23 protein-coding genes and 1 tRNA gene are annotated in these 25640 nt (G+C 67.6%); 12 read left to right on the top strand and 12 right to left on the bottom strand.

The annotated features are described in order from the left end of the window. Positions 1-5: 5 nt before the first annotated feature. Both tcuB and tcuA read right to left on the bottom strand, forming a co-directional pair. On the bottom strand, positions 6-1157 hold the full coding sequence (tcuB, locus tag HUK65_RS11785) for a tricarballylate utilization 4Fe-4S protein TcuB (protein ID WP_179906468.1): 1152 nt from the start codon (positions 1155-1157) through the stop codon (positions 6-8). Next, positions 1144-2544 carry an FAD-dependent tricarballylate dehydrogenase TcuA gene (tcuA, locus tag HUK65_RS11780; protein WP_179906467.1) on the bottom strand — a complete coding sequence of 467 codons (1401 nt, stop codon included), beginning with the start codon at positions 2542-2544 and terminating at the stop codon, positions 1144-1146. Before tcuA ends, tcuB begins: the two co-directional genes overlap by 14 nt. 174 nt (positions 2545-2718) lie before the next feature. Between tcuA and HUK65_RS11775 the strand changes: the two genes are divergently transcribed. From HUK65_RS11775 to HUK65_RS11750, 6 genes are all read left to right on the top strand, one after another. Next, entirely contained in the window at positions 2719-3639 is a 921-nt protein-coding gene (locus HUK65_RS11775) for a manganese-dependent inorganic pyrophosphatase (protein ID WP_179906466.1), read from the top strand. A 90-nt stretch (positions 3640-3729) separates the two neighbouring features. Then, entirely contained in the window at positions 3730-4602 is an 873-nt protein-coding gene (locus tag HUK65_RS11770) for a TIGR01459 family HAD-type hydrolase (RefSeq protein ID WP_179906465.1), read from the top strand. A 167-nt stretch (positions 4603-4769) separates the two neighbouring features. Beyond that, positions 4770-5213, top strand: coding sequence for a MaoC family dehydratase (locus tag HUK65_RS11765; protein ID WP_179906511.1), 444 nt, complete (start codon positions 4770-4772; stop codon positions 5211-5213). Between the two features lie 25 nt (positions 5214-5238). Beyond that, positions 5239-6195, top strand: coding sequence for a bifunctional riboflavin kinase/FAD synthetase (locus HUK65_RS11760; protein ID WP_179906464.1), 957 nt, complete (start codon positions 5239-5241; stop codon positions 6193-6195). A gap of 64 nt (positions 6196-6259) precedes the next feature. Further along, positions 6260-6709 (top strand): YcgN family cysteine cluster protein, encoded by a 450-nt coding sequence (locus HUK65_RS11755; protein ID WP_179906463.1) that lies wholly within the window; start codon positions 6260-6262, stop codon positions 6707-6709. Then, positions 6709-7776, top strand: coding sequence for a threonine aldolase family protein (locus tag HUK65_RS11750; protein WP_179906462.1), 1068 nt, complete (start codon positions 6709-6711; stop codon positions 7774-7776). Before HUK65_RS11755 ends, HUK65_RS11750 begins: the two co-directional genes overlap by 1 nt. A gap of 254 nt (positions 7777-8030) precedes the next feature. On the opposite strand, the gene HUK65_RS11745 is transcribed toward HUK65_RS11750, so the two are convergent. After that, positions 8031-8918, bottom strand: a complete 888-nt coding sequence (locus HUK65_RS11745; protein WP_179906461.1) for a ribokinase — start codon at positions 8916-8918, stop codon at positions 8031-8033. A gap of 238 nt (positions 8919-9156) precedes the next feature. On the opposite strand from HUK65_RS11745, the gene mutS reads away from it, so the two are divergent. Further along, positions 9157-11796 carry a DNA mismatch repair protein MutS gene (gene mutS, locus HUK65_RS11740; protein ID WP_179906510.1) on the top strand — a complete coding sequence of 880 codons (2640 nt, stop codon included), beginning with the start codon at positions 9157-9159 and terminating at the stop codon, positions 11794-11796. Between the two features lie 50 nt (positions 11797-11846). On the opposite strand, the gene aroC is transcribed toward mutS, so the two are convergent. The 9 genes from aroC to HUK65_RS11695 all read right to left on the bottom strand — a co-directional run bounded on the left by aroC (position 11847) and on the right by HUK65_RS11695 (position 20118). Next, on the bottom strand, positions 11847-12950 hold the full coding sequence (gene aroC / locus HUK65_RS11735; RefSeq protein WP_179906460.1) for a chorismate synthase: 1104 nt from the start codon (positions 12948-12950) through the stop codon (positions 11847-11849). 103 nt (positions 12951-13053) lie between these two features. Continuing rightward, positions 13054-14742 (bottom strand): complex I subunit 5 family protein, encoded by a 1689-nt coding sequence (locus HUK65_RS11730; RefSeq protein ID WP_179906459.1) that lies wholly within the window; start codon positions 14740-14742, stop codon positions 13054-13056. A gap of 4 nt (positions 14743-14746) precedes the next feature. Further along, positions 14747-16261: a complex I subunit 5 family protein gene (locus tag HUK65_RS11725; protein ID WP_179906458.1), complete on the bottom strand. Its 1515-nt coding sequence runs from the start codon at positions 16259-16261 to the stop codon at positions 14747-14749. Then, complete coding sequence (locus HUK65_RS11720) at positions 16258-17742, bottom strand: complex I subunit 5 family protein (RefSeq protein ID WP_179906457.1); 1485 nt, start codon at positions 17740-17742, stop codon at positions 16258-16260. The genes HUK65_RS11725 and HUK65_RS11720 overlap by 4 nt, the downstream gene beginning before the upstream one ends. Next, positions 17739-18050, bottom strand: a complete 312-nt coding sequence (locus HUK65_RS11715) for an NADH-quinone oxidoreductase subunit K (RefSeq protein WP_179906456.1) — start codon at positions 18048-18050, stop codon at positions 17739-17741. The genes HUK65_RS11720 and HUK65_RS11715 overlap by 4 nt, the downstream gene beginning before the upstream one ends. Beyond that, entirely contained in the window at positions 18047-19036 is a 990-nt protein-coding gene (gene mbhE / locus HUK65_RS11710; protein ID WP_179906455.1) for a hydrogen gas-evolving membrane-bound hydrogenase subunit E, read from the bottom strand. Before mbhE ends, HUK65_RS11715 begins: the two co-directional genes overlap by 4 nt. Further along, complete coding sequence (locus HUK65_RS11705) at positions 19033-19326, bottom strand: cation:proton antiporter (protein ID WP_235442111.1); 294 nt, start codon at positions 19324-19326, stop codon at positions 19033-19035. Before HUK65_RS11705 ends, mbhE begins: the two co-directional genes overlap by 4 nt. Further along, a complete protein-coding gene (locus tag HUK65_RS11700) occupies positions 19326-19592 on the bottom strand; it encodes a monovalent cation/H+ antiporter complex subunit F (RefSeq protein ID WP_179906453.1) in 267 nt (88 codons plus the stop codon). Before HUK65_RS11700 ends, HUK65_RS11705 begins: the two co-directional genes overlap by 1 nt. 1 nt (position 19593) lies before the next feature. Continuing rightward, positions 19594-20118 (bottom strand): Na+/H+ antiporter subunit E, encoded by a 525-nt coding sequence (locus HUK65_RS11695; RefSeq protein ID WP_179906452.1) that lies wholly within the window; start codon positions 20116-20118, stop codon positions 19594-19596. Positions 20119-20355: 237 nt separating this feature from the next. On the opposite strand from HUK65_RS11695, the gene HUK65_RS11690 reads away from it, so the two are divergent. From HUK65_RS11690 to HUK65_RS11670, 5 genes are all read left to right on the top strand, one after another. After that, positions 20356-21642, top strand: a complete 1287-nt coding sequence (locus HUK65_RS11690; RefSeq protein WP_179906451.1) for a homoserine dehydrogenase — start codon at positions 20356-20358, stop codon at positions 21640-21642. Positions 21643-21861: 219 nt separating this feature from the next. Then, positions 21862-22827, top strand: coding sequence for a class II fructose-bisphosphatase (gene glpX / locus HUK65_RS11685; RefSeq protein ID WP_179906450.1), 966 nt, complete (start codon positions 21862-21864; stop codon positions 22825-22827). Between the two features lie 39 nt (positions 22828-22866). Continuing rightward, entirely contained in the window at positions 22867-24642 is a 1776-nt protein-coding gene (gene recJ, locus HUK65_RS11680; RefSeq protein ID WP_235442110.1) for a single-stranded-DNA-specific exonuclease RecJ, read from the top strand. 86 nt (positions 24643-24728) lie between these two features. Beyond that, positions 24729-24803, top strand: a tRNA-Glu gene (locus HUK65_RS11675). Between the two features lie 445 nt (positions 24804-25248). Beyond that, positions 25249-25587: a transposase gene (locus HUK65_RS11670; RefSeq protein WP_179906449.1), complete on the top strand. Its 339-nt coding sequence runs from the start codon at positions 25249-25251 to the stop codon at positions 25585-25587. Positions 25588-25640: the final 53 nt, after the last annotated feature.

Raw genomic sequence — 25640 nt, 5'->3', positions numbered from 1 at the left:
CCCCGTCATGATGCCACAGGCTTGCCCGAAGCCCGCGCCTGCTGCAACCCGTTGCGCCGGGCCATGGCAAAGCGGCACAGGGCCGCGAAGCGGTAAAGCCCGTGGACGAACTTGCCATAGGGCATGGTCAGGAACAGCGCAAAGACCACCCCCAGATGCAGCGCCAGAAGCGTCCCCATGGCCGCCGTGCCGCCCAGGAATTGCAGCGCCAGACCCGTCACGGCGGTCAGGAACAGCATCAGCGTGAAGCCCACATCCATCCCCAGCGTGCGTGCATCACGCAGCGCCGGAAGCTGCGCGCGCTTCGCCGCCAGCAGCCCGCCGGTGCCGATGGCCAGCGCCACGCCCCCGATATTGCCCAGCACCTTCGGCAGCTCCCACCAGGCATAGGGCGCCACTCGGTCGAACCCGTAGTGATAAACCGTCCCGGCCGAGGTCGCCGCAAAGCACAGCAGGAAACCGTAGAAGGTCAGGTGATGATAGAGGCGCCGGTTGTCCGTGGGTTTGTCGGTTTCGTTGAAGCACCCTGCCCCGCCGCCATCCAGATAGCGCAGCGACCCGGCATCGCGGATCGCCTGCCAGAGCGAGGGGCTGTCGCCTTCGACCGAGCGCACGGCATTGGCGTCAGACCAGAAATTGCGCAGCCCCATGCCCATGGCAAACAGCGCAAACAGGAACACCGGGCCAAAGACCGCCACCATGGCGTTATGCGACATCAGCGCATAGAAGCCTTCGGGCGCGGTCTGCGCGGAAAAGAGCGCGCCGGGGTCATTCCACAGGATCATGCCGATCAGAAACGCCGCAACCGACAGCGCGGCGGCCATCGCGATCACCAGCCCGTTGCGCTGGAACGCGGGCGCCAGTGCCGCGGGCCAGGCGTAATGGGCGTAGCTTTCCTGGCGGACCCTGGCCAGCGTGCGCGGCAGGTCGATGGCGAATTCATGCGGCGGCGAGAACTGGCAATCATGGTAGCAGGCGCCGCAGTTGTGGCAGAGGTTGGCCAGATAATCGATATCCCCGGCGGCAAAGCTGCGCTGCATCTGCAGGGCGGGAAAGACGGCGCAGATCCCCTCGCAATAGCGGCAGGCGTTGCAGATGGTGATCTGGCGCGCGGCCTCCTGTTGCAGGTCGGTTGCGGTGGCGTCAGTTGCGGACATGGCGTGCGGCCCCTTCTCCTGCGACGCGGCCAAAGACGGCGCCGATGGTCATTCCGATACCGGCCAGATAGCCCTTGCCCAGGACATTGCCGGCCATGATTTCGCCTGCGGCGTAGATATTGGCACTGGGGCGCCCGTCATTGGTCAGGATGCGGGCCTCGCGGTTCACGCGGGTGCCAAGATAGGTGAAGGTGATCCCCGGCCGCACCGGATAGGCGTAATAGGGCGGCGTATCGATCCGCCGTGCCCAGTGGGATTTCGGCGGCTCCAACCCTTCGGTCCGGCAATCGTCCAGTTCATCAGTGTTGAATGTGCCATCCACCACGGCGGCATTGAAGCCCTGGACGGTGGCCTCGAATTTCGCCGGGTCCAGTTCCAGCTTCTCGGCCAGTTCGCGCAGGGTCGGCGCCTCGATGGCCGGAAAGACCGAGGGCATGAAGCGGCCGATCGCCTTGTCATCAAAGACGATATAGGCGATCTGGTCGGGCTGGTCGGCCACCAGTCGCCCCCAGATGGCATAGCGTTTGGGCCAGAAATCCTCGCCCTCGTCATAGAACCGCTTGCAGTCGTTGTTCAGGACGATGCCGAAGATGATGCAATCCAGCCGGGTGACAATCCCGCCGTCGAATTGCGGCGCGCGGGCGTCGATGGCGACAGCGTGGCATTGGGTGGGATCGCCCACCGGCTGCATGCCCGCGTCCAGCAACTGGCGCAGCAGCGAGCCGCGGTTATAGGGGGTGCCGCGGATCAGGAAGTTCTCGGCCCGGTCGCCCCAGTATTCACGCAGCCAGTCGATATTGGCCTCGAACCCACCGGCGGCGGCGACCACGGCGCGGGAATGGACGCGCAGCGGCCCTTCGGGGGTGTCGATCAGGGCGGAGCGAAAGGCGCCGTCCTCGATATCCAGTTCCGTGGCGGCGCTGTCATAGCGGATCTGAACGCCCAGGTTTTCGGCGGTGTCATAAAGCGCATTGAGCATCGCCCGACCGCCGCCCAGAAAGAAGGCATTGGTGCGGCCCAGATTCAGCGTCCCGCCCAGCGGTTTCTGGAAGCGCACGCCGGCCTCGGTCATCCAGTCCCAAAGCTCCTTGGACTGGGCGATGGTGAAACGTGCAAGGTCCGGGTCGGTCTGGCCGCCGGTGACGCGCATCAGGTCGTCGTGGAACTCGTCCTCAGGGTAAGGGCCGGTCAGGATTTCGTTGCCCTGGTCATGGGCGCAGCGCAGGTTGCGGGTATGGCGCGTGTTGCCGCCGCGATAGAATTTCGGCGCGGCCTCGACCACCAGCACCTCGGCGCCCTTGCGGCGGGCCGAGATCGCCGCGCAAAGCGCCGCGTTGCCGCCGCCGATCACCAGCACATCGGTGCGTATTTCGGAAATTTCGCTCATGGGTCTGCCTCTGATCGCCGCGTGGCCTTCGGGTGCGTCTCTTTGTATACACTTGGATGCAATCCGGTCAAGCCACTCTGCGCCCCATACCCGTCCGTGGCCAAGCGACCGGGTGACAAGCCCGGGCGCAGGCCCTATAACACCGCCGAAGTATGCAAACGCAGGGCAGCACACATGACCGTTCTTGTCTTTGGCCACAAAAACCCGGACACCGATTCCACCGGCTCGCCGCTGATCTGGGCCTGGTATCTGTCGGAAATCGCCGCCACCCCGGCCCGTGCCGTCCTGCTGGGTGAACCCAGCGCCGAGGCAAAATTCGTGCTGGATCATTGGGGCGTGGACCAGCCCGAGATCATTTCGGATGTGGAGCCCGGCACACAGGTGGTGATCGTGGACACGAACAACCCGGCCGAGCTTCCCGCCTCGGTGAACAAGGCCGAGATCCGCGCCATCATCGACCATCACAAGTTGACCGGCGGGCTGCAGACCGTGGCGCCCATCGACATCACCATGCGCCCGCTGGCCTGCACCGCTACCATCATGCATGACCTGATGGGCGACGATGCCGGACGCATGCCGCGCGCGATCAAGGGGCTGATGCTGTCCTGCATCCTGTCGGACACGCTGGAGTTCCGCTCGCCCACCACCACCGACCATGACCGCCAGCTGGCCGAGGGACTGGCGCGCGATCTGGGGCTGGACCTGTCGGCCTATGCCGCCGAGATGTTTGCGGCGAAATCCGATGTCTCGGGCCTGTCGGATGAGGATCTGCTGCGCGTGGACGCCAAGTCCTTTGACGTGGGCGGGCTGACACTGCGGGTATCGGTGCTGGAAACCACCGCTGCCGCGCCGGTGGTTGCGCGCAAGGCCGGGATCATGGAGGCCATGGCCCGCGTGGCCGCCGATGATGGTGCCGATGAGGTGTTGCTGTTTGTCGTCGATATCCTGAATGAGGAAGCGACACTTCTGTTGCCAAATGACCGGGTGCGCAGCATCGCCGCCAAGTCCTTTGGCATAGCGCCCGAGGGGGACACGGCGGTCCTGCCCGGCGTGATGAGCCGCAAGAAGCAGATCATTCCGTTCCTCAAGGTCTGAGCCTTGCGCCACGCGCCCCTGAGCGCCTCCCACCCGCCCACCCGCGGCGCTCTGGGGCGCGCGTATCCCTCCCAGCGCAGGTTCCCGCCCATGACCGAGATGATCGACTCCCTTGCCGCCATCGCGGCGCGCTATGATGTGCTGTTCTGCGACCTCTGGGGTTGCGTCCATGACGGTGAGCGCGCTTGGCCCGCGGCCGTTTCTGCCTTGCAGGCGTTTCGCGCGGGTGGGGGCAAGGTGGTGCTGATGACCAACGCCCCCCGTCCGGCCCCTGCGGTGGAAAAGGGATTCCAGCGGCTGGGCATCCCGGATGACGCCTGGGATCTGATCGTCAGTTCGGGCGATGCGGCGCAGGAGGCCATGGCCAATGGTGCTGTAGGGCGCAAGATATGGCATCTGGGCCCGGAGAAGGACTATCGCTTTTTCACCGACCTTCCCGAAGGCTTGACCGCGCCGGAACGTGTTCCCTTTGAACAGGCCGAGGGGATCGTCTGCACCGGCCCGTTCGACGAGTTCAACGACCATCCCGATGACTATCGCGGCACGTTTCTGGCCGCCAAGACGCGTGGGCTGAAGCTGCTCTGCGCCAACCCGGATATCGTTGTGGATCTGGGACATCAGCGCATCTGGTGCGCGGGCGCTCTGGCTGCTGTTTACACCGAAATGGGCGGCGAGAGCCTGTATTTCGGCAAGCCGCACCCACCCATCTATGACCTGGCCCGGCGCAAGCTGGCGCAGGCGGGGATCGATGTCCATTCCGATCATGTCCTGGCCATCGGCGACGGGATCGACACCGACATCCGCGGCGGGGTTGGCGAAGGGGTCGATACGCTGTTCATCACCGGTGGGCTGGAGGTGGCACGCTTCGGGGATGACCCGACCGCACCGGAGCCGGATCTGTTGCGCGACTGGCTGAAGGGACGCGACACGCCGCCGCGCTTTGCCATGGGGCGGCTGCGCTGACGGCTGCCGAAGCCCCGAAACGCACGCGCAATATTATTGCAACATACAACCTGTTGGATTATCAAAATTACCCTCAGGGGTTGCGCCGAGTCGCGCGCCGGACTATGCTGCACTGCAACATGACCCGGACCCCAGCCTCAGGGAGCAACCCCATGCTCGATACCGACATGACCCGCAACATGCCCCGCGGCACGATCTGCATCGAGGATCTGGAAATCGGCATGCGCCGCTACCTGCGCAAGGAAATCACCGACCGCGATATCGAACTGTTTGCCGAGGTCTCGACCGACCGCAACCCGGTGCATCTGGATGATGATTATGCCCGCGACACCATCTTTCAGGGCCGCATCGCCCATGGGATGCTGACTGCGGGGCTGATCTCGGCGGTGATTGGCGAGCAGCTTCCGGGCCATGGCACGGTCTATATGGGCCAGAGCCTGAAGTTCATGGCCCCGGTGCGCCCGGGCGATGTTGTGCTGGCCGAAGTGACCGTCACAGCCATCGACCATTCCCGCCGCCGCGTGACCCTTGATTGTCGCTGCGCCGTGGGCGATACCACCGTCCTGAAGGGTGAGGCGCTGGTTCTGGCGCCCAGCCGCAAGTTCGATTAGGCGGGGCAGCCCCCGCGGGGGCTGCATGCAGGAAGTCACCGGCTGGAAATGCGTAGATCCCGCCCTGCGCGGCGCGTCAGTGGCGCTGGGCAATTTTGACGGGGTGCATCTGGGTCACCAGTCGGTCATCAACCTGGCGCGGCGCCCCGGGGCTCCGCTGGGCGTTGTCACTTTTGAACCCCATCCGCGCGAGTTCTTCGCCCCCCAGGCCCCGCCTTTTCGCCTGATGAACGCCGAGGCGCGTTCGAACCGGCTGGCGCGACTGGGGGTGGAGCGGCTGTTCACCCTGCCCTTTGGCCCCGACCTGGCCGGGCTGAGCGCCGAGGCCTTCGCCGCCGAGGTCCTGCATGACGGGCTGGGCGTGTCGCATGTGGTGGTGGGCGAGGATTTCTGTTTCGGCAAGGGGCGTGCGGGAACGGCGCCCATGCTGGCGGACATGGGCCGCCAGATGGGATTTGATGTGACCATCGCACCGCTTTTGGGTGGGGCCAGCGGGGCGGTGTCATCGACCGCGATTCGCGCCGCTCTGACCGAAGGCCGCCCCGCCGATGCCGCGCGCATGCTGGGCCATTGGCACCGGATCGACGGCGCGGTGATGCATGGCGAAAAGCGCGGGCGAGAGCTGGGCTATCCCACCGCCAACATGTCCATCGAAGGGCTGCACCCGCCGCGCTTCGGGGTCTATGCGGTGAAGCTTGATGTGCTGAACGGCCCGCATCAGGGCGCGTATGCGGGCGTGGCCTCGCTGGGGGTGCGGCCGATGTTCGGAGAAAACCGGCCCAATCTGGAAACCTTCATATTCGACTTCACGGGCGATCTCTACGGCACCAGCCTGTCGGTCGCACTGGTCGCCTTTCTGCGCGGCGAAGTGAAATTCGAATCTCTGGAGGCGCTGATCGCACAGATGGACCGGGACAGCGCAGAGGCCCGCGCCGCCCTGGCAAAGGCGCCGGACTGGCCGCGGGTGGGTGCCAGCCGATGACCGCCCCCTGTCGCCTCCTGGCTGGGGGGATGCCCCGTGCCGCGAATCCCGATAGGGTGCCTGCATGACCCTGCGCCCCCGCTTCTGGGAGAAGATCCCGCTGAACCGCATGACCCCGCAAGAATGGGAAGTGCTGTGCGACGGCTGCGGGAAATGCTGCCTCAACAAGCTTGAAGACGCCGACACGGGCGAGGTCGCCTTCACCCGCGTTTCCTGCCGGTTACTGGATACCGAAAGCTGCCGCTGCGGAAATTATGCCATCCGCAAGCAACTGGTGCCCGAATGCGTGGTCCTGACGCCAAAGACCCTGCCGGATGTCGCTTATTGGCTGCCGCGCACCTGCGCCTATCGGCGCCTGCATGACGGGCGCGGGCTGGCCTCGTGGCATCCGCTGGTTTCCGGCGACCCGGAGACGGTGCATGAGATGGGCGTCTCCGTACGCGGGTTGGCAGTGCCGGAATACACGGTCAGCGAAGACGACTGGGAAGACCACATCATCGACGAGGTGCCGTGATGCAATTTGCCTCGGACAATACATCAGGGGTGCCGGGGCCGGTGCTGGAGTCACTGGGCCGGGCCAACGAAGGCTATGCCATGGGCTATGGTGGCGATGCCTTGACCACGCAGGTCCGCGACCGCCTGCGCGATCTGTTCGAGGCCCCGCAGGCCGAGGTGCGCTTGGTCACCACCGGCACCGCGGCCAACGCCCTGGCGCTGGCGGTGCTGACGCCACCCTGGGGCGCGATCTGGTGCCATGATGCAGCCCATATCGAATGCGACGAATGCGGCGCGCCCGAGTTCTTTGTCGGCGGGGCGAAGCTGATCACCATGCCGGGCGATCACGGCCGTATCGTGGCGGATACGCTTGACAACAGTCTGGCCCGCGCGCCCCGGTCCGTGCACAACATCCAGCCCGCCGCCCTGTCGCTGAGCAACCTGACCGAGGCCGGAACCCTCTATGACCCCGATCACCTCGCCCGCCTGTGCACCGTGGCCCGTCGCCACGGGCTGGGCGTTCATCTGGACGGCGCGCGTTTCGCCAATGCGCTGGCGGCCAGTGGCGCCTCGCCCGCCGAGGCCAGCTGGAAAGCCGGGGTGGATGTGCTTTGTCTTGGCGGCACCAAGAACGGGCTGATGGGGGCCGAGGCCGTGATGATCTTCGACCCCGCCCGCGCCGCCGAATTTGACCTGCGCCGAAAACGCGCGGGGCATCTGCTGTCAAAACATCGCTATCTGGCGGCGCAATTCCTGCCATGGTTGGGGGATGGGCTGTGGCTGACCCTGGCACAGCGGGCCAACGCCGCCGCCGAACGTCTGGCCAAGGGCCTCGCCGCGCTGCCCGGCGTCACCCTGCGCCACCCGGTTGAAGGCAACATGATCTTCGTCGACTGGCCCGAAGACTTGGCGCGGCACCTGCGCACCAACGGCGCGGTGTTCTATGATGCGCCGGGACCGGGGACTCCTCCGACCAGCGGTGCGCGGCTGGTCGCATCATGGGATACGGACCCACGCCAGATCGACGCGTTCCTGCAGCTGGCCCGGGACATCCCTGCGGATGCAATGGCGGCAGGCACCGGATGATCTGCGACAGCGGGCGCAACGCCCTGCCCTGAATACCCGGCAAGCGCCAGAAGCGCCCACGAGCCGCGCCCCACCCCCCCCACCCGCGCGCCTCATGGGCGCTGGCCAAATGCGCAAGCGCTTTTGGCCATATATTGATGGTGCCGAAGCGCAAACCAGACTGAAGCTGCAGGCAGGATCAGCACCTTTGCGCAGCCTCCCAGGGCGTGTTAAGTGCCACTGCGCAAGCCGACCGCCTGTCCTGGCACTGCCGGTCAGGCGCGATCCTGCTCTGCCAGGAACGCCGCAACCGCATCGGCGTCCGGCATGGCCTCGGCGGTTCCATGTTGCGTGACTTGAAGCGCAGCGGCGGCGGTTGCGCGACGCATGGAGTCGGTCGGCGGCAGGCCCGCATCAAGTGCCGCGGCCAGCGTTCCGGCGAAGCAATCCCCTGCCCCTGTTGTATCCACTGCCGTCACTGCAAAGGCCGGCATATGGATTGGTGGTGCCCCGCGGGCAATCCAGTCTGCACCGTCGCTGCCACGGGTCACCACCACCGTTTCCACCGGCAGATCTTCCAGCGGCATGTCAAGTGCCTCGGACAATTGCGCCGCTTCGACCGCGTTCAGCACCAGCATGTTGCAAAAGGGCAGGATCGCGCGGGTCGCCTCAACCTCGAAGGGCGCTGCGGAATAGATCACCTCAAGCCCCTTGCCAATGGCCAGTTCGGCGACTTCGGGTTGCAGGTCGGTTTCGTTCTGCAACAGCAGAATATCGCCAAGTGCCGCCTGCGCCAGTGCCGCCTGAACAGCGCCCAGATCCTGCGCGCGATTGGCGCCGGGGTGGATGACAATGCTGTTTTCCCCCGCGTCATCCACCATGATCACCGCATGCCCAGTGACCATGTCATCGCGCTGCACCACACCGGCGCAATCCACCCCCAGGGCTGCCAGCCGCTCCAACATACCGGCCCCATCGCGCCCCACGGCCCCCAGATGCACCGTGCGCGCGCTCGCCCGCGCCGCGGCCACCGACTGGTTCGCCCCCTTGCCGCCCAGCCCGGTGGCATGGTCCAGCACCGCCAGTGTCTCGCCCGGCGCGGGCAGACGCGGCAGCCGGTAGAAATGATCGATATTGATGGACCCGAAACAATAGACCGTCATCGTGCCTGCCCCGCCAGAAAGATGCCCCGGTGATACAGGCGCCATGGCACCGCGGCAAGCACGCTGCCTGCCCGCCGTCCCCGGGGCGCGCAGGGTGGGCGGGTGGGCGCGCCCCGGGGACGGCGGGCAGGCAGCGTGTTTTTCGGTTTCACCCGGGTTGGGGCTTTTGTAGGGTCAGACCCGCAATGCAGATGGTCCGGGACCAACGGGGGACGCGGTGGGCGAAACGGTCACGCCGATGATGGCGCAGTATCTGGAGATCAAGGCGCAATACCGCGATGCGCTTCTGTTCTACCGGATGGGCGATTTCTACGAACTGTTCTTCGATGACGCCGTCGCCGCTGCGGCGGCGCTGGATATCGCGCTGACCCGGCGCGGCAAGCATCAGGGCGATGACATCCCCATGTGCGGCGTCCCCGTCCATTCCGCCGAAGGATACCTGCTGACGCTCATACGCCGGGGCTTTCGGGTGGCCATTGCCGAACAGATGGAAAACCCCGCCGAGGCCCGCAAGCGCGGTTCGAAATCGGTGGTCGCGCGCGATGTGGTCCGTCTCGTCACCCCCGGCACCCTGACCGAAGAGTCGCTGCTGGATGCGCGCCGCCACAACTATCTGGCCGCCTACACCGAGGTGCGTGAAGCCGGCGCGCTGGCCTGGTGCGACATGTCCACCGGTGAATTGCGCGTCATGGCCTGCGACCGGGCGCGGCTGGGCCCCGAACTGGCCCGCCTCATGCCGCGCGAATTGCTGGTGCCCGAACCGCTGGAAACCGACCTGCGCCCCCTGAGCGAGGAACTGGGCGCCGCGCTCACCGCCTCTGCGCGTGCCAGCTTCGACAGCCAGTCCGCCGAGGGTCGCCTCTGCACGCTCTATGGTGTGGGCACGCTGGAAGGCTTCGGCAGCTTCAGCCGGGCGGAACTGGGTGCTCTGGGCGGGCTGGTGGCCTATCTGGACCTGACCCAGCGCGGAAACCTGCCACTGCTGCGCCCTCCGGTGCGCGAAGCGGCTGCGCAGGTCATGCTCATCGATGCCGCCACCCGCCGCAATCTGGAACTGACCGCTGCCCTGGCGGGCGGGCGCGAAGGGTCACTGCTGGCCGCCATTGACACCACCGTCACCGCCGCCGGGGCGCGGCTTCTGGAACGGCGGCTGTCCAGTCCCTCCTGCGTTCTGGGTGAAATTCACGCCCGCCAGGCGGCCGTCGGCCTGCTGCACCAGGAGGCGAGCCTGCGCGCAGAGCTTCGTCGCGCCCTGCGGCAGGTGCCGGATATGGACCGTGCGCTGTCACGGCTGGCACTGGAGCGGGGCGGGCCGCGCGATCTGGCCGCCATCCGCGACGGGTTGGCCCAGGCCGGACAGATCGCCGGGCTGCTGGACCCGCAGGAGTTGCCCGAGCATCTGCAACAGGCCACCCGGGCCCTCGGCGGCCATGACCCGCTCCTCGAAGCGCTGGATGCAGCCCTGGTGGCCGATCCGCCCCTGCTGGCGCGCGATGGTGGCTTCATCGCACCCGGCCATGACGCGGATCTGGATGAAGCCCGCCGTCTGCGCGACGAAGGCCGCAGCGTCATCGCCGGGATGCAGGCCGATTACGCCCGCCAGACCGGGATCACCGCGCTGAAGATCAAGCATAACAACGTGCTGGGCTATTTCATCGAAACCACGGCCACCCATGCCGAGAAGATGCTGGCGCCGCCGCTTTCGGAAACCTTCATCCACCGCCAGACCACCGCCAACCAGCTGCGCTTCACCACCGTGGAACTGTCCGAGATGGAGACCCGCATCCTCAACGCGGGCGCCCATGCGCTGGAACTGGAAAAACAGCTTTTCGACGGGTTGCGCCGCGCCGTGCTGGAGGCCGCGGGCATAGTCTCGGCCTGCGCCCGTGCGCTGGCAGAGATCGACCTGGCGGCGGGGTTCGCGGAACTGGCTGCCAGCGGCGACTGGTGCGCGCCCCGGGTTGATGACAGCCGCGCCTTTGACATCCAGGCCGGACGCCATCCGGTGGTCGAAGCCGCCCTGCGCCGCGCGGGCGACAGCTTTGTCGCCAATGACTGCACCCTGTCACCCGCCGACACCGATGGCGCAGCGATCCGGCTGCTGACCGGGCCGAACATGGCGGGCAAATCCACCTTCCTGCGCCAGAATGCGCTGATTGCCGTGCTGGCGCAGGCGGGCGCCTTTGTCCCCGCGCAACAGGCCCATATCGGGCTGGTGAGCCAGGTCTTCAGCCGGGTCGGCGCCTCGGATGATCTGGCGCGCGGGCGGTCCACCTTCATGGTGGAAATGGTGGAAACCGCGGCGATCCTGAACCAGGCCGATGCCCGCGCGCTGGTGATCCTGGATGAGATCGGTCGCGGTACGGCCACCTGGGACGGGCTGTCCATCGCCTGGGCGGTGCTGGAACATCTGCATGACATCAACCGCTGCCGCGCGCTGTTTGCCACCCATTACCATGAGATGACGGGCCTTGCCGCGCGGCTGCGCGGGGTCGAAAACGCCACCGTCGCCGTGCGCGAATGGGAGGGTGAGGTGATCTTCCTCCATGAAGTCCGCACCGGCGCCGCCGACCGCTCCTACGGGGTGCAGGTCGCCCGCCTGGCCGGGCTGCCCGAAGCCGCCGTCACCCGCGCGCGCGAAATTCTGACCGCACTGGAAAGCGGCGAACGCGAAGGCGCGCGCAATCCCGTTGCCCTGATCGACGAATTGCCGCTCTTCGCAGCCCGCCCCGCACCCGCGCCACAATCACCCGCCCCAAAGGCCGATCCGGTGGCCGAACGCCTTGCCGCCGTGCACCCCGATGACCTCTCCCCGCGCGACGCGCTGGCGCTGCTGTATGAATTGAAGGCCCTGTCGCGCCCGCCCTCCGACCCCTGAGCCGCACCGCCCTCCAGACGCAAAAGCATGCCCGGGGCGGCGCAGCCCACTCAACCGATGTGACCGCGCGGTCCCGCGCCGCATTGCGCGCGGTGCAACAGCAGATGATCCAGAAGCACACAGGCCATCATCGCCTCGCCCACGGGCACGGCACGAATGCCGACGCAGGGATCATGGCGGCCCTTGGTCACCACTTCGGTCGCCTCCCCGCTGCGCGTGATCGACCCGCGCGGCATCAGGATCGACGAGGTCGGCTTGACCGCAAAGCGCACCACAACCTCCTGCCCCGTGGAAATGCCCCCCAGAATCCCCCCGGCGTGGTTACTGCCATAGACCGGGCCTTGCGCGCCCATGCGGATTTCGTCCGCGTTTTCAACGCCGGTCAGGGCGGCGGCGCCCATGCCCTCGCCGATCTCGACCCCCTTGACCGCGTTGATGGACATCATGGCCGCGGCCAGGTCCGTGTCCAGCTTGGCATAGATCGGCGCGCCCAGGCCGGGGGGCACATTGCGCGCCACCACCTCGATCACCGCGCCGACGGAATTTCCGCTCTTGCGCAGGCTGTCGAGATACTCCGCCCAATCCGTGGCCGCCTGCGCATCGGGCACCCAGAAGGGGTTGCGGTCGATCTGCGCGGCGTCAAAGCGCGCACGGTCGATCCCATGCGGCCCCATCTGCACCATATAGCCCTGCACCTCCAGCCCCGGCACCAGATCGCCCAGCACCGCGCGCGCCACCCCGCCCGCCGCCACCCGTGCGGCGGTTTCGCGCGCGCTGGAGCGCCCGCCCCCGCGCGGATCGCGCAGCCCGTATTTCTGGAAATAGGTGATATCGGCATGGCCAGGGCGAAAGGTCGCCTCGATATCGCTGTAATCCTTGGACCGCTGGTCGGTGTTGCGGATCATCAGCTGAATCGGCGTGCCGGTGGTCCGCCCCTCATAGACGCCTGAAAGGATCTCGACCGTATCCGCCTCACGCCGCTGGGTGGTGTAGCGGCTTTGCCCGGGCTTGCGCCGGTCCAGCCAGGGCTGGATCACGCTTTCATCCAGCGCGACCCCCGGCGGGCAGCCATCCACGGTGGCGCCCAGCGCAGGCCCGTGGCTTTCGCCCCAGGTGGTGACGCGAAAGATATGGCCGAAGGTGTTGAAGCTCATCTGCGAAACCTGTCCATCCGTGATCCGGGCTGCCCCGTTGGCCCTTTCCATAGCTGTCCCGGCCCCAAGGCTCAAGCGAGGCGAGAGAGCCGGGTTTCCCCCCTCAGAGGGCCAGCGCCTCCAGGATCAGCACCAGCAGGATCAGCGCGGCAATGGCGCCTTGCCCCAGGCGCCAGCCGATCCCGCGCGCTTCAAGCGTGGCCGGAAGGGTCTGCGCCAGTTGCCGCAGCGCGCGGCGCGCGCGGGTGCCCACCAGCGCCACCCGCTCCCACAGCAGCACGAAAGGCGCCGTTACCTGGCGCAGGAAGGCCGCCGTGCCCACCGCCACCGTATGGGCATAAAGCGCCGCCCCCGCAGCCAGCCCCATCCCCGCCAGAACCGGCCAGAACGCGCCCGGCGCAGCGCCGTTCACCGGCCCGGCCCACCCGGGCACCAGCGCCGGCCACAGGAGCGGCAGCGCCCCGGACACGATGACCAGCGACAGGAAAGGCAGCACCAGCCCCTCGACCCGCGCGCCCGGGGGCACCGCGGGTGGGGAGCGCCACAGGAACACCACGAACCGCGCCATCAGCAGCGTGGTGGCAATCCCCGAAAGCGTCAGCGCCGCGATCAGCCACGGCAGCCAGACGGGTGAGCCTTCGGCAAGCGCGGTCTTGAGCGCCTCCTTGCCCAGCGCGCCGGAGCTGAAGGGCAGCCCGGCCAGCACCAGCGCCGGGACCAGCACCGCGCCGGTCAGCAGCACCCGCCCCCGCCACCCGGGCTGCGCGGCCCAGGCCCCCGCGCCCAGAAACAGCGCGCCCTTGGACATGGCGTGATGCGTGGCCTGGAACACCAGCACCGGCAGGATCACCGGCCAGGCCTGCGGCACCATCAGCGCCGCCCCCAGCCCCAGCGCGATGATCCCCATCTGGCTGACGCTGGAAAAACCCAGCACCGTCTTTGGATTGGTCTGCTGCACCCCGGTCAGGGCGGCGGCGAAGAGGCTTATCAGCCCGGCGGCCATGATGACCGTGGCGTGATCCTCGAACGCCTGGATGCCCAGCGGCAGTGTGACCATCATGCCATAAAGCCCGGCCTTGATCATCGCCCCCGACAGCACCGCGCTGGCGGGAACGGGGGCCGCGCCATGGGCAGGGGGCAGCCAGAAATGCAGCGGCATCAGGCCAAGTTTGGTGGCAAAGCCAATGATCAGCAGCGCCGCGGCCAGATCGGACATGGGCGCGATGCGCAGCTCCGACAGCAAGAGCGTCTGTGCCTGCCCGGCCGCCAGCGCCAGCCCGGCAAAAAGTGCAAGCTCCCCGGCAATGACAAAGATGATATAGAGCTGCGCCGCGCCGATGGCGGCCTTGCTGCGGGTGTGGACCACCAGCCCGAAGGCCGCAAAGCTCATCAGCGCAAACAGGGCATAGAAGCTCAGGGCGTCCTGCGCCAGGATCAGGCCCAGGTTTCCGGCCATGGCCAGCAGGAAGCAGATGCCGAAGCCCGTGCCCCGGGGGTCATCGTGCAACCAGTGCCGCGCCGCGGCCCCCGCCGCCACCCACAGCACCGCCGTCAGGCCCAGGAACACGCGTGCGATCCCGTCCAGCCCGAATTGCGCGCCCAGGATCAGCCAGTCCAGCCGTACCGTCACCGGCATGGTCAAGGACACCGGCGCCAGCAGCGCCAGCGCCAGCGCAGGCAGCGCCGCAAAGGGCATCAGCCGCCAGACCATCCCCCGCGCACCCGCCAGCGTCAGCAGCGCCGCCATCAAGAGCGGCACTCCGAACGCGGCAAGAAGGGCAAGCACGGCCATGGGCTTACTCCTGATACTCGATGGCGACGACGAAGCGCGTCCAGTCCAGCGGGCTGAAGGGCGCATTGGCGAAGGCACCGGCAAAGACCACCATGGCCGCCGTGGCAATGGGCGGCAAGGCCAGCATCCAGCCGATGCGCGGGCGACCGGGGGTGCCGGGCGGCGGGCTTTCGGCGGGGCGGTCTGCCTCCAGGAACCAGGCGCGATAGAGCATGGGCAGGAAATAGATCGCATTGAGCAGGCTGGAGCCCAGCAGCAGCGCAATCACCCAGTCCTGTCCGGCATCCAGCCCCCCCTGCGCCAGAAACCACTTGCTGATGAACCCCGCCAGCGGCGGCAGGCCGATCATGCCCAGCGCCGCCAGCGAAAACGCCGCCATGGTGAATGGCATCGCGCGGCCCACGCCGTTCATCTGGCTGACCTTCTTGACGCCCAGCCCCTCGGCCAGGTTACCGGCGACCATGAACATGGTGATCTTCATCAAGCCCTGATGGATCAGATGCGCCAGCGCGCCAGTGGCGGCGATGGGGCTGGCCAGCGCCACGCCCAGGGTGATGTAGCTGACCTGGCTAACGGTGGAAAAGGCCAGCCGCCGCTTGATGTCATCCTGCGTCAGCGCCCGGAGCGATCCATAGAGGATGGTAATCGCCGCCGCCGCCGCCAGCGGTTCTGCCAGTCCCAGCGCGTGGGTCGCCTCGATCCCGAACAGCTCATAGACCACGCGCATGATGCCAAAGGCGCCGGCCTTGACCACCGCCACCGCATGCAGCAGCGCCGAGACCGGCGCAGGGGCCACCATGGCGATGGGCAGCCAGGCGTGCAGCGGGACCAGCGCCGCCTTTACCCCCAGCGCGGCAATCAGCACCACAAACAGCGCCTGCGCCATGCGGGGTGAGTCAGCGATCACCGCGTCCAGGATGCCGCCCGGGGCGAAATCGGTATTGCCCGCCAGCATCCACAGCCCCAACGTGCCCAGAAGCAGCAGCAACCCGCCCGAGAGCGTGTAAACCAGATAGATCCGCCCCGCCCGCAACGCCTGCGCCGTGCCGTTGTGGATCACCAGCGGATAGGTGGCCAGCGTCAGCAGCTCATAGAAGATCAGAAAGGTGAACAGATTGCCCGCCATGGCAATGCCCACCGTCGCCGCCACGCAGAGGCTGAAGAAACCGAAGAACCGCGCCCGATGGGGCCCGCGCTCCAGATAGCCCACGGAATAGACGGTGGTGATCAGCCACAGCACCGCCGAAAGCCCCACGAACAGCACCGCCAGCGGGTCTGCCTGCAGCTTGAAATTCAGCCCCGGCAGCACCGTGAAGCCGATGTCATAGACCGCGCCCCGGCTGACGCGCCAGCTCAGCCAGGCCACCAGCGCCAGCTTCAGCGTGGCCGCGCCCAGGTTCAGCGCCGTGCGCAGCCGGGCGTTGTGTTCAGGCAAGGCAAACAGCACCGGCGAGACCAGGAGCGAGGTTAGCAGGATCGCCAGCGGCAGAAAGCCCCCGGCCTCGGGCAGGGGGATCATGGCCAGCCCCCCGCACGGCCGATCTCCAGGAATTCCAGGATGGGCGCGGCCACCAGCCCCAGCGCCACCCCCAGCGCGGCCAGCGCCAGCGGCGCGTAATCCATCGGCGCACGTCCGCGCTGTTCGACCACGCCCCCCGGCACATCCGCCTCCACCCTGTCAAAGCGCAGGAACCCGGCAAAGACGCGGCTGAAATAGGCCAGGCTGAACAGCGTCCCGGTCATGGTGATCACCACCCAGTGCCAGTTGCCGGCGGCCAGCGCGCCCTCCATCACCATCCATTTGCCGATGAACCCCAGCGACGGTGGCAGCCCGATCAGGCTGACCGCGGCAAAGGCAAAGGCCAGTTGCGCCAGTGCCGGGCGCACCGGGCTGCGGTCCAGATCACGGATGCGGTCATGGCCAACCTCGGCCCGGATGCGCCCGGCGGCCAGGAACATCGCGCCCTTGGCCACCCCATGCGCCAGGATCAGCACCGCCGCCGCCTTCCAGCTATGCGCCAGCCCCGCAACCCCGGCCTGCGCCAGCGCCACGAAGATCAGGCCGATCTGCGTGACCGTGGACCAGGCCACCAGCAGCTTCAGCCGGTCCGCGCGCAATGCCTGCACCGACCCCCAAAGGATCGCCCCCGTGCCCATGAGGCCCATCAGCACCACCAGCGCCTCGCCCGGGGCGGGCATGTGCTGCAACAGCCGGACGATGATATAGAGCGCGGCCTTGACCACCAGCGCCGACAGCAGCGCCGACGCCGGGGCCGTGGCGTTCGCATGCGCCGCAGGAAGCCAGAAATGCAGCGGAAACAACGCTGTCTTCAGGGCCAGCCCCACGAACATCAGCGCCAGCGCCGCCACCAGCGCCCCCGAAGGGTCTGCCCCCGCCAACCCGCCGAAATCCAGCCGCCCCAGCTGCAGATAGACAAAACCCACCCCCATCAGCAGCAGCAGCGCACCCAGGATCGACGCGAACATGTAGTCCAGCCCGGCGCGCAGCGCGGCGAGGCTGCCGCTCAGCACGGTCAGGCCCACGGCGGCCAGGGCGATGACCTCGATCATCACATAGAGGTTGAAGATATCCGTGCCCAGGTAGACCCCGTTCAGCCCGGTCAGCAGCAGCAGCCAGAGCGGCCAGAAATACTGGCGCGGGCGGGCGGTTTCAGCGCTGCGCGCAACGCGGCCGCCAAAGGTGTTGACCGCGCCCATGCTGACAACCGCGCCCACCCCGGCGGTCATGGCGAGCATGGCGGCGCTCAGCCCATCGACATGCAGGTTGATCCCCAGCGGCGCCCCCCAGCCGCCCAGGGCCACGGTGCCGGTGCCAACGGACTGCACCTGCCAGCACAGGCCCACCGCCGCCCCCGTCACGCCCAGCGCCACCCCCATGCCGACAATCGGGGCATGGCGCGGCAGCACAAAGGCCGCGATGGCGCCGATGAGCGGCAGGAACAGCAGCGCCACCATCCAGAACTGCAGCGGTTCGGTCATTCCGGGGTGTCCTCGGGGATTTCCTCGGGGGCGCTCTCCAGCGTGTGCAGGCGCCGGATCAACGCCAGGGCGACCGCCGTGGCGCTGACCAGCACCACGATCCCGGTGATCACCAGCGCATGGGGCACCGGGTCAGCGCTGTCGGGCGGCATCCGCCAGGCCCCGGCCACCAGCACGAAGGCCGCCCCCATGCCGCACAGGTTCAGCGCCAGAAGACGCCGCAGCCGGTCCCGCACGCATAGCGCGCCAAAAAGCCCGATGCCAAAAACCACGATCCCCGTCAGCCCATAGATCAGCGCCGGCGTCATTGCGCGCCCTCCGACGTGTCGGCGGGCCGGGGTTGCACCCCCGGTTCGCGGCCATGAAACAGCGCCGCCAGCGTGGCAGCGATCGAGATGGTCACCATCCCTTCGATCAGCAGGATCAGCGGCTTGGCCAGCCCGGGCGGGTATTCGAACACCGCGCGCCCGCCCCAGGCCACCAGAAGTGCCACGCCCGTGAACACCGCCACCCCCAGCACAAACAGCCCGCGCGCCGCAGCCCGATGCGCAGGCGCCGGTTCATAGACATGCGACATCAGCAGCAACAGCCCCACCGCGGCCAGCACCGCCCCGCCCTGGAACGCGCCCCCCGGCGCCACCGCCCCGGCCCAGAGCACATAGACCCCCACAACCACCGCGCCGGGCAGGACCAGCCGGGCAAAGCCCTCATAGACCTCTCCCATCACCGGGGGATCGGACTGCGGCAGGCTGCGCTCCACCAGCCAGACGGCGATGACAGCGGCCAGCAGGACCACGACCTCCATCAACGTGTCATAGGCCCGGAAATTCAGCAGTACGGCGGTCACCGGGTGGTCCACGCCGCTTTCGGGCATGGCATCGGCGACCGCCGCATCGAAGCCCGGCCCGCCCAGTGGCGCAGTGACAAATGCAGCCGCCAGCCCGATCACCACCAGCCCGCACATGACCGCATTCGCCGCAATGACCGCGCGGGGCACCTGCGGGTCCGGGGGGCGCTCGGAAAGCGCCTCGGGCAGGTGCAATGTGCCGCTGACCCGGCGCAGGTGGTAAAGCGTCTTCAACAGCAGCGCGCCAGTGACGCCGGTGCCGATGGCAGCCTCGGCCAGGGCGACATCAGGCGCGGCCAGCCGCACCCAGGCCAGCGCTGTCATGAGCCCGAAGGTGACAAACATCACGACCATCGCAAACAGGTCGCGCACCCGCAGCGCAGCCACCGCCAGCCCGATGATCAGCAGCCCCAGAAGCATGTCAAACAGCAAAAGCAGGTCGGTCATGGCGCCTCGCTATCGTTGCGGTGGGCGCGGGCATGGCGCGCGATCATGTGGCCGCAGGTGGCGCTGGACAGGGCCACCGCAAACCAGATGACGATGATGCGCAGCACCTCTCCGGGGGTTGAGGCCAGGCAGATCGTGCCCAGACAGACCAGCGCCAGGCCAAGACCATCCGCCTTGGTCAGTGCATGGAGGCGGCAGAACAGGTCAGGGAATCGCAACAGCCCCACGGTCCCGGCCACGAAGAACACGGTGCCCAGCCCCATCAGTGCCACGCCCAGAAACTCCAGCATCACCCCTGCCCTCGCCGACCCAGCACCACAAAGGCCACCAGCGACACCGCCGCCAGAACCGCAAACACCAGCGCCACATCCAGCAGCGCGGGCATGCCCATCAGCCGCGACAGGATCAGCAGCATGGCAACGGCCGCAGTGCCGAAAAGCTGCACCGCCATGATCCTTTCAGCCGGGGCGCGCCCGCGCAGCACCGCCAACAGCCCGCCCATGACGCTCAGCAACAGGATGATCAGCAGGATTGACAGGAACAGGCCAGCGGTCATCTCAGCGTTCCTCCCCTTGCGGCGGAAGCGCAAAGGCCGCGCGGATGCGGGCCTCATGCACCTGCAGCGCGCCGGTCAGGTCGGCCTCGGTATCCAGCATATGCACCAGCAGACGATCATCGGGGTGGTCCCCGTCCGCCGGATCAATCTGCGCCGAAAGGGTGCCCGGCATCAGAGTGATGGTGTTGATGAACACGGTCCGCGCCGCGCCCGGCGAAAGCTGCAGCGGATAATGCCGGAACCCGGGCCGCAGCCGCATGTCCGGCGACAGGGCGCGGCGGCTGACATCCACCGCGCCGCGCACCGATTGCACCGCAAACCAGCCCGCAAAACGCAACGCCCCCAGCGGCGAAAGCCGCCAATACGCAGGCCACGGCAGCATCATCGCCAGCGCGGCCCCGGCCAGGACCGCCGGAACGCCCATGAACCAGCCCTCGGGGTCCCAACCGGTCAGCCCGCCCCAAAGCAGCGTCAGCACCGCCACCGTCCAGACAAGACGGCGGCGCGGCAGCGGGCGCCTCAGCATGCGCAGTCCTTTGGGTTCAGCCGGTCCATGTTCGACGTCATAATATGATCCGGCGCCGGATTCGAGGGTGCTTGCGCCTTGTTGCAGGTTCCGTCACCGGATTTCTCGGCCGATGGTCGGCAAGACACCCTCTCCAGACGCAGATGGTCACGAAAAGCGGTTTTCATCCGCCCCGGAATTGCTTTAACAGACAGGCGCCGACCGGCCCTGCCCCACCCCTTTGACCGGAGATACTCCATGTCCGAACCGTTGCGCCTTGGAATTGCCGGACTGGGAACCGTGGGGATCGGCGTGGTGAAGATCGTCCAGACCCATGGCGACCTGCTGGCCGCGCGCTTCGGTCGCCCGGTGGAGATCACCGCCGTTTCGGCCCGGTCGCGCGGGCGCAACCGCGGCGCCGATATCTCGGCCTATGCCTGGGAGGATGACCCCGTCGCCCTGGCGCGCCGCGCGGATGTCGATATCGTCGTCGAACTGATGGGCGGCGAGGACGGCCCCGCCCTAGCGCTGACCCGCGCCGCCATCGCCGCGGGCAAGGATGTCGTCACCGCCAACAAGGCCATGCTGGCCATTCACGGCCAGGGCCTGGCCGAAGAAGCCGAAGCCGCAGGCGTTGCCCTGCGGTTCGAGGCTGCCGTGGCCGGGGGCATCCCGGTGATCAAGGCGCTGACCGAAGGGCTGGCCGGCAACCGCATCACCCGCGTCATGGGGGTAATGAACGGCACCTGCAACTATATCCTGACCCGGATGGAAGATGCAGGCCTGCCCTATGACACGGTGTTCGATGAGGCCGCGCAGCTTGGCTATCTGGAAGCCGACCCCAACCTGGACGTGGGCGGGATCGATGCCGCGCACAAGCTGACCCTGCTGACGGCAATCGCCTTCGGCACCCGGCCGGTGTTCAGCGCCATCGATATCGAAGGCATCCAGCGCATCTCCATCGACGATATCCGTCATGCCGCCGACCTGGGCCTGCGCATCAAGCTGCTGGGCGTAGCGCGCATGACCGGGCGCGGGCTGGAACAGAGCATGTCGCCTTGCCTGGTGCCCGCCGACAGCCCGCTGGGGCAACTGAAAGGCGGCACCAACATGGTGGTGATCGAAGGCGACAGCGTGGGCCAGATCGTTCTGCGCGGCCCCGGCGCTGGCGAAGGCCCGACCGCCAGCGCCGTCATGGCCGATGTGGCGGACCTGGCGCGCGGGCTGCGCATTGCCCCCTTCGGTCAGCCCGCGGCAACCCTTGAACATGTCGCCGCCGCCCGCGCCACCGCGGCCAAACCCTTCTACATGCGCATGACCCTGCTGGACCGCCCGGGCGCCCTGGCCCGCGTGGCCGCGGCCCTGGGCGATGCGGGCGTCTCCATCGACCGGATGCGCCAATACGGCCATGCGGGCGCCGACGCGCCGGTGATCATCGTCACCCACAAGACCACGCGCGACGCCATCGACCACGCGCTGGACCTGTTCCAGGGCACCGGCGTGGTGGTGGGTGACCCCGTGGCCATGGCGATCGAACACGTCTGATTGGATCAGGCCCTGACCGGCTGCGCCGCGTTCTCCCTTCATCGTGCCCCAAATACGCAACCTCCCGCAGCCAGCACATGCGCGGCCGTCCGGTTGGCGCCGCAAGACCACCACAGCCCGCCCGCTGTTTGCGCTCACGCCCAGCGCGGGGCTTGTCAGGGCGCAACCCGCGGGGCTAGACAGAACGCCAACCCCAGATTTCACCGACAGGAACAGTCCATGACCGCCACGCCCCCGGAATTCCACGACCGCCTGCTTTCGCTGGGCCTTGCCCGCGTGTCCGAGGCAGCCGCCCTTGCTTCGGCCCGGCTGGTCGGGCGCGGCGATGAAAAGGCCGCCGATCAGGCCGCCGTCGACGCCATGCGCACCCAGCTCAACATGCTGGACATCAACGGCGTCGTGGTCATCGGCGAGGGCGAGCGTGACGAGGCGCCGATGCTCTTCATCGGCGAAGAGGTCGGCAACGGCAACGGCCCGGCCGTGGATATCGCCCTGGACCCGCTGGAAGGGACCACCCTGACCGCCAAGGATTTCCCCAACGCGCTGACCATAATCGCCATGGCGCCGCGCAATACCATGCTGCACGCCCCGGATATCTACATGGACAAACTGGCCATCGGACCGGGCTATCCGAAGGACGTGGTCACGCTGGACATGTCACCTTCAGAGCGCGTGCGCGCCCTGGCCGCCGCGCGGAAGTGTGACCCCTCCGACATTACCGTCTGTGTGCTGGAACGCACCCGGCACGAAGAGATGATCGACGACCTGCGCTCGACCGGCGCGGCGATCCGGCTGATCATGGATGGCGACGTGGCCGGCGTGATCCATTGTGCCGAACCGGATATTACCGGCATCGACATGTACATGGGATCGGGCGGCGCCCCCGAAGGCGTGCTGGCAGCGGCGGCGCTCAAATGCATGGGCGGACAGATCTATGGCCAGTTGCTGTTCCACAACGAGGACGAGATCGCCCGCGCCCGCCGCGCCGGGATCGAGGATCTGGACCGTGTCTATGCCCTGGATGAGATGGTCAGGGGCGATGTGATCTTTGCCGCGACCGGGGTGACCGATGGCTCGCTGCTGCATGGTATCCGCCGCCAGCCTGGCTGGCTGACGACCGAAACCCTGCTGATGCGGTCCAAGACCGGATCGCTGCGGCGCATGACCTATCGCACCCCGGTCTGACGGGCCTGCGGCCCCCGCGCCGCACCCCTGCTCGAAGACATGGCTGAAACAGGCATCGATACCATGACCACACCCCACGCCTTTCTGGGGGTCGAAAGCTCGATCCTGGGACGGCGCTGGACAGGCCCCGACCCGGCAACCGAACGCGCCGCACAAGCGCTGGTGCAGGCCACCGGGCTTGCACCATTCCTCTGCGCTGTGCTGGCCCGGCGCGGGGTCACGGCGGATGCGGCCCAGGCTTTTCTCAGCCCGGCGCTGCGCGACCTGCTGCCGGACCCCATGAGCCTGCGCGATATGGAGGCCGCGGCCGAACGGCTGCTGCTGGCGCTGAAGCGGCGCGAACGCATTGCCATCTTCGCGGATTATGACGTGGATGGCGGCGCCTCGGCTGCGCAACTGCTGATCTGGCTGCGCGCCATGGGCCATGACGCCACGCTCTATATCCCCGACCGGATCGACGAGGGCTACGGGCCCAATGACGCCGCCATGGCCGCCCTGGCGCGCGATCACGGGCTGATCGTCTGCGTCGATTGCGGAACGCTCAGCCACGGCCCCATAGCAGCGGCGCGCGGGGCGGATGTGCTGGTGATCGACCACCATCTGGGGGGCGAAACCCTTCCCCCCGCGCTTGCCGTGGTGAACCCCAACCGCCAGGATGAGGACAGCGGCCTGGGCCACCTCTGTGCCGCGGCGGTGGTCTTCCTGCTGCTGGTTGAACTCAACCGTCGCCTGCGCGCCCAAAGCGTGCAGGGCCCGGATCTGATGGCCCTTCTGGACCTGGTTGCACTGGCCACGGTGGCCGATGTGGCGCCCCTGACCGGCGTCAACCGTGCCTTTGTCCGCCAGGGGCTCCGGGTGCTGGCCCGGCGCGAGCGTCCCGGCCTGCGGGCGCTGTGCGACATTTCGCGGCTGAGCAGCGCGCCCAATGCCCATCACCTGGGGTTTGTGCTGGGTCCGCGGGTGAATGCGGGCGGGCGCATCGGCGCCGCCGATCTGGGCGCGCGGCTGCTGGCCACCCCGGATGCCGCCGAAGCCGCCGCCCTGGCCGAACGGCTGGATTTCCTGAACACCGAACGGCGCGAGATCGAGGCCGCCGTCCGCAGCGCGGCCATGGCCCAGGCCGAAACGCGCGGCACTGACGGCCCGCTGGTCTGGGCCGCGGGCGAGGGCTGGCACCCCGGGGTCATCGGCATCGTTGCCGCCCGGCTGAAAGAGGCCTTCAACCGCCCCGCGGTGGTGATCGGGCTCGAGGGGTCCGAGGGCAAGGGCTCGGCCCGGTCGGTGCCCGGGGTGGATCTGGGCGCCTCGGTCCAGCGGCTGGCGGCCGAAGGGCTGCTGCTGCGCGGCGGCGGGCACCGCATGGCGGCAGGGCTGACGGTGGCCCGCGACCAGCTGGACCCGGCGATGGCGCGGCTGGCCGAATTGCTCTCACGCCAGGGCTCGGGCGCAGAGGCCCCGCGGGAACTGCGCCTGGACGGAATGCTGATGCCCGCAGCCGCCAGCGTCGAGGCCATCGAGCAACTGGAAGCCGCCGGCCCCTTTGGCGCCAGCGCCCCCGCCCCGCGCTTTGCCCTGGCGCAGGTCCGCATCGAATCGCTGCGCCGTGTCGGCGAGTCCCACCTGCGCCTGTCGCTGGGCGACGGCGCCGGTCACCGGCTGGAGGCCATTGCCTTCGGCGCTTTCGACACGCCGCTGGGCGAAGCCCTGGAACGCCAGAAGGGCCGCGCCATCCACGCTGCCGGCCGCCTGGAAGTCAACCACTTCGGCGGTCGCGCCCGCCCCCAGCTACGCCTGGACGATGCCACCCCGACATGAGCGAAAAAGATGGGCCATCCGCACGATTTTCTCTGAATCCCTCTTGCGCCCCCCGCGCCGTTTTTCTAAACAGCGCCACACCAGATGGCCCGTTCGTCTATCGGTTAGGACGCCAGGTTTTCAACCTGGAAAGAGGGGTTCGATTCCCCTACGGGCTGCCAAGTATCTACTATCTCTATTCAAAATAAGCATTTTGCTCGAAAAAGCTGCCCCACGTTTGGGGGCTGTTCGGAAACCTGGGACACTGTGCTCCGCCGTTTGAGGTCCGTATCAGCCTGCACGTATGGGCTCATCGCCTGTCAGAATGATCATCCAAGAGTGACCCGAGCCAATCCCCGGACTTCATCTTGCGCCGTCACTACTATGTCTGATCGGCTTGCATCATTTTGAGTGCCGATTGCGCGCCTGAAGATCAGCGGCTGCATAGAGGGGTTCAGCGGCACAGTCCCTGGACGAGTTTTTCCGCATGATGATGCGCGAGCAGTTCCATGACAGGGTTGACCCCAGCTTATTCACCCAATTCTTGGGAAATGGCTGGCGTGCCCACGAAAGCTCTGTAGAATCAAGCTGCTACACGAAACCCGACAGCAGCCCCCGGAGCACGCCATGGGTGAAACGCTACAGCCCTTCACCACCCGCTTCAACAGGTCCCTTCGCGTCGAGAGCCGCGCGGAGCGGCTGACCGGCGATGCCGGTGTCGTGGTGCTGCGCGAGATCATGGAGCGCAGCGGTATTGTGGAGTGGATGATCCCGCAGCTGACCGATCCGCGGCGCCAGGAGGATGTCGTCCATGACCTCGCCTCCCTTATCCGGACAAGCGTGCTGCTCGCCGCCCAGGGTTGGCGCGACCATGACGATGCGGATGCGCTCAGGGATGATCCCGCCTTCCGGCTGGCGGTCAGCTCGGCCTCTGGATGCACGCGGGAATGTCCCGGTCGATGTTGAACTTTTTGGGATGAAGGGTGGCGTTGCTCTCCCTGAGCCGTAGGCTCGGGGTG

The sequence above is a fragment of the Rhabdonatronobacter sediminivivens genome, assembly GCF_013415485.1.
Lineage (GTDB): Bacteria > Pseudomonadota > Alphaproteobacteria > Rhodobacterales > Rhodobacteraceae > Rhabdonatronobacter > Rhabdonatronobacter sediminivivens.
The sequence above is the reverse complement of the archived record's forward strand: the minus strand, read 5'-3'. Positions and strand labels throughout refer to the sequence as shown.

What these genes read in the sequence shown, in the direction of transcription:
- aroC (WP_179906460.1), bottom strand. Translation starts at nt 12,950, where the DNA reads ATGAGCTTCAACACCTTCGGCCATATCTTTCGCGTCACCACCTGGGGC.
- HUK65_RS11755 (WP_179906463.1), top strand. Translation starts at nt 6,260, where the DNA reads ATGACCCTGCGCCCCCGCTTCTGGGAGAAGATCCCGCTGAACCGCATG.
- HUK65_RS11760 (WP_179906464.1), top strand. Translation starts at nt 5,239, where the DNA reads ATGCAGGAAGTCACCGGCTGGAAATGCGTAGATCCCGCCCTGCGCGGC.
- HUK65_RS11670 (WP_179906449.1), top strand. Translation starts at nt 25,249, where the DNA reads ATGGGTGAAACGCTACAGCCCTTCACCACCCGCTTCAACAGGTCCCTT.
- glpX (WP_179906450.1), top strand. Translation starts at nt 21,862, where the DNA reads ATGACCGCCACGCCCCCGGAATTCCACGACCGCCTGCTTTCGCTGGGC.
- HUK65_RS11775 (WP_179906466.1), top strand. Translation starts at nt 2,719, where the DNA reads ATGACCGTTCTTGTCTTTGGCCACAAAAACCCGGACACCGATTCCACC.
- HUK65_RS11695 (WP_179906452.1), bottom strand. Translation starts at nt 20,118, where the DNA reads ATGCTGAGGCGCCCGCTGCCGCGCCGCCGTCTTGTCTGGACGGTGGCG.
- HUK65_RS11765 (WP_179906511.1), top strand. Translation starts at nt 4,770, where the DNA reads ATGACCCGCAACATGCCCCGCGGCACGATCTGCATCGAGGATCTGGAA.
- recJ (WP_235442110.1), top strand. Translation starts at nt 22,867, where the DNA reads ATGGCTGAAACAGGCATCGATACCATGACCACACCCCACGCCTTTCTG.
- mutS (WP_179906510.1), top strand. Translation starts at nt 9,157, where the DNA reads ATGATGGCGCAGTATCTGGAGATCAAGGCGCAATACCGCGATGCGCTT.
- mbhE (WP_179906455.1), bottom strand. Translation starts at nt 19,036, where the DNA reads ATGACCGACCTGCTTTTGCTGTTTGACATGCTTCTGGGGCTGCTGATC.
- HUK65_RS11745 (WP_179906461.1), bottom strand. Translation starts at nt 8,918, where the DNA reads ATGACGGTCTATTGTTTCGGGTCCATCAATATCGATCATTTCTACCGG.
- HUK65_RS11730 (WP_179906459.1), bottom strand. Translation starts at nt 14,742, where the DNA reads ATGGCCGTGCTTGCCCTTCTTGCCGCGTTCGGAGTGCCGCTCTTGATG.
- tcuA (WP_179906467.1), bottom strand. Translation starts at nt 2,544, where the DNA reads ATGAGCGAAATTTCCGAAATACGCACCGATGTGCTGGTGATCGGCGGC.
- HUK65_RS11700 (WP_179906453.1), bottom strand. Translation starts at nt 19,592, where the DNA reads ATGACCGCTGGCCTGTTCCTGTCAATCCTGCTGATCATCCTGTTGCTG.
- HUK65_RS11690 (WP_179906451.1), top strand. Translation starts at nt 20,356, where the DNA reads ATGTCCGAACCGTTGCGCCTTGGAATTGCCGGACTGGGAACCGTGGGG.
- HUK65_RS11720 (WP_179906457.1), bottom strand. Translation starts at nt 17,742, where the DNA reads ATGACCGAACCGCTGCAGTTCTGGATGGTGGCGCTGCTGTTCCTGCCG.
- tcuB (WP_179906468.1), bottom strand. Translation starts at nt 1,157, where the DNA reads ATGTCCGCAACTGACGCCACCGCAACCGACCTGCAACAGGAGGCCGCG.
- HUK65_RS11750 (WP_179906462.1), top strand. Translation starts at nt 6,709, where the DNA reads ATGCAATTTGCCTCGGACAATACATCAGGGGTGCCGGGGCCGGTGCTG.
- HUK65_RS11770 (WP_179906465.1), top strand. Translation starts at nt 3,730, where the DNA reads ATGACCGAGATGATCGACTCCCTTGCCGCCATCGCGGCGCGCTATGAT.
- HUK65_RS11705 (WP_235442111.1), bottom strand. Translation starts at nt 19,326, where the DNA reads ATGCTGGAGTTTCTGGGCGTGGCACTGATGGGGCTGGGCACCGTGTTC.
- HUK65_RS11725 (WP_179906458.1), bottom strand. Translation starts at nt 16,261, where the DNA reads ATGATCCCCCTGCCCGAGGCCGGGGGCTTTCTGCCGCTGGCGATCCTG.
- HUK65_RS11715 (WP_179906456.1), bottom strand. Translation starts at nt 18,050, where the DNA reads ATGACGCCGGCGCTGATCTATGGGCTGACGGGGATCGTGGTTTTTGGC.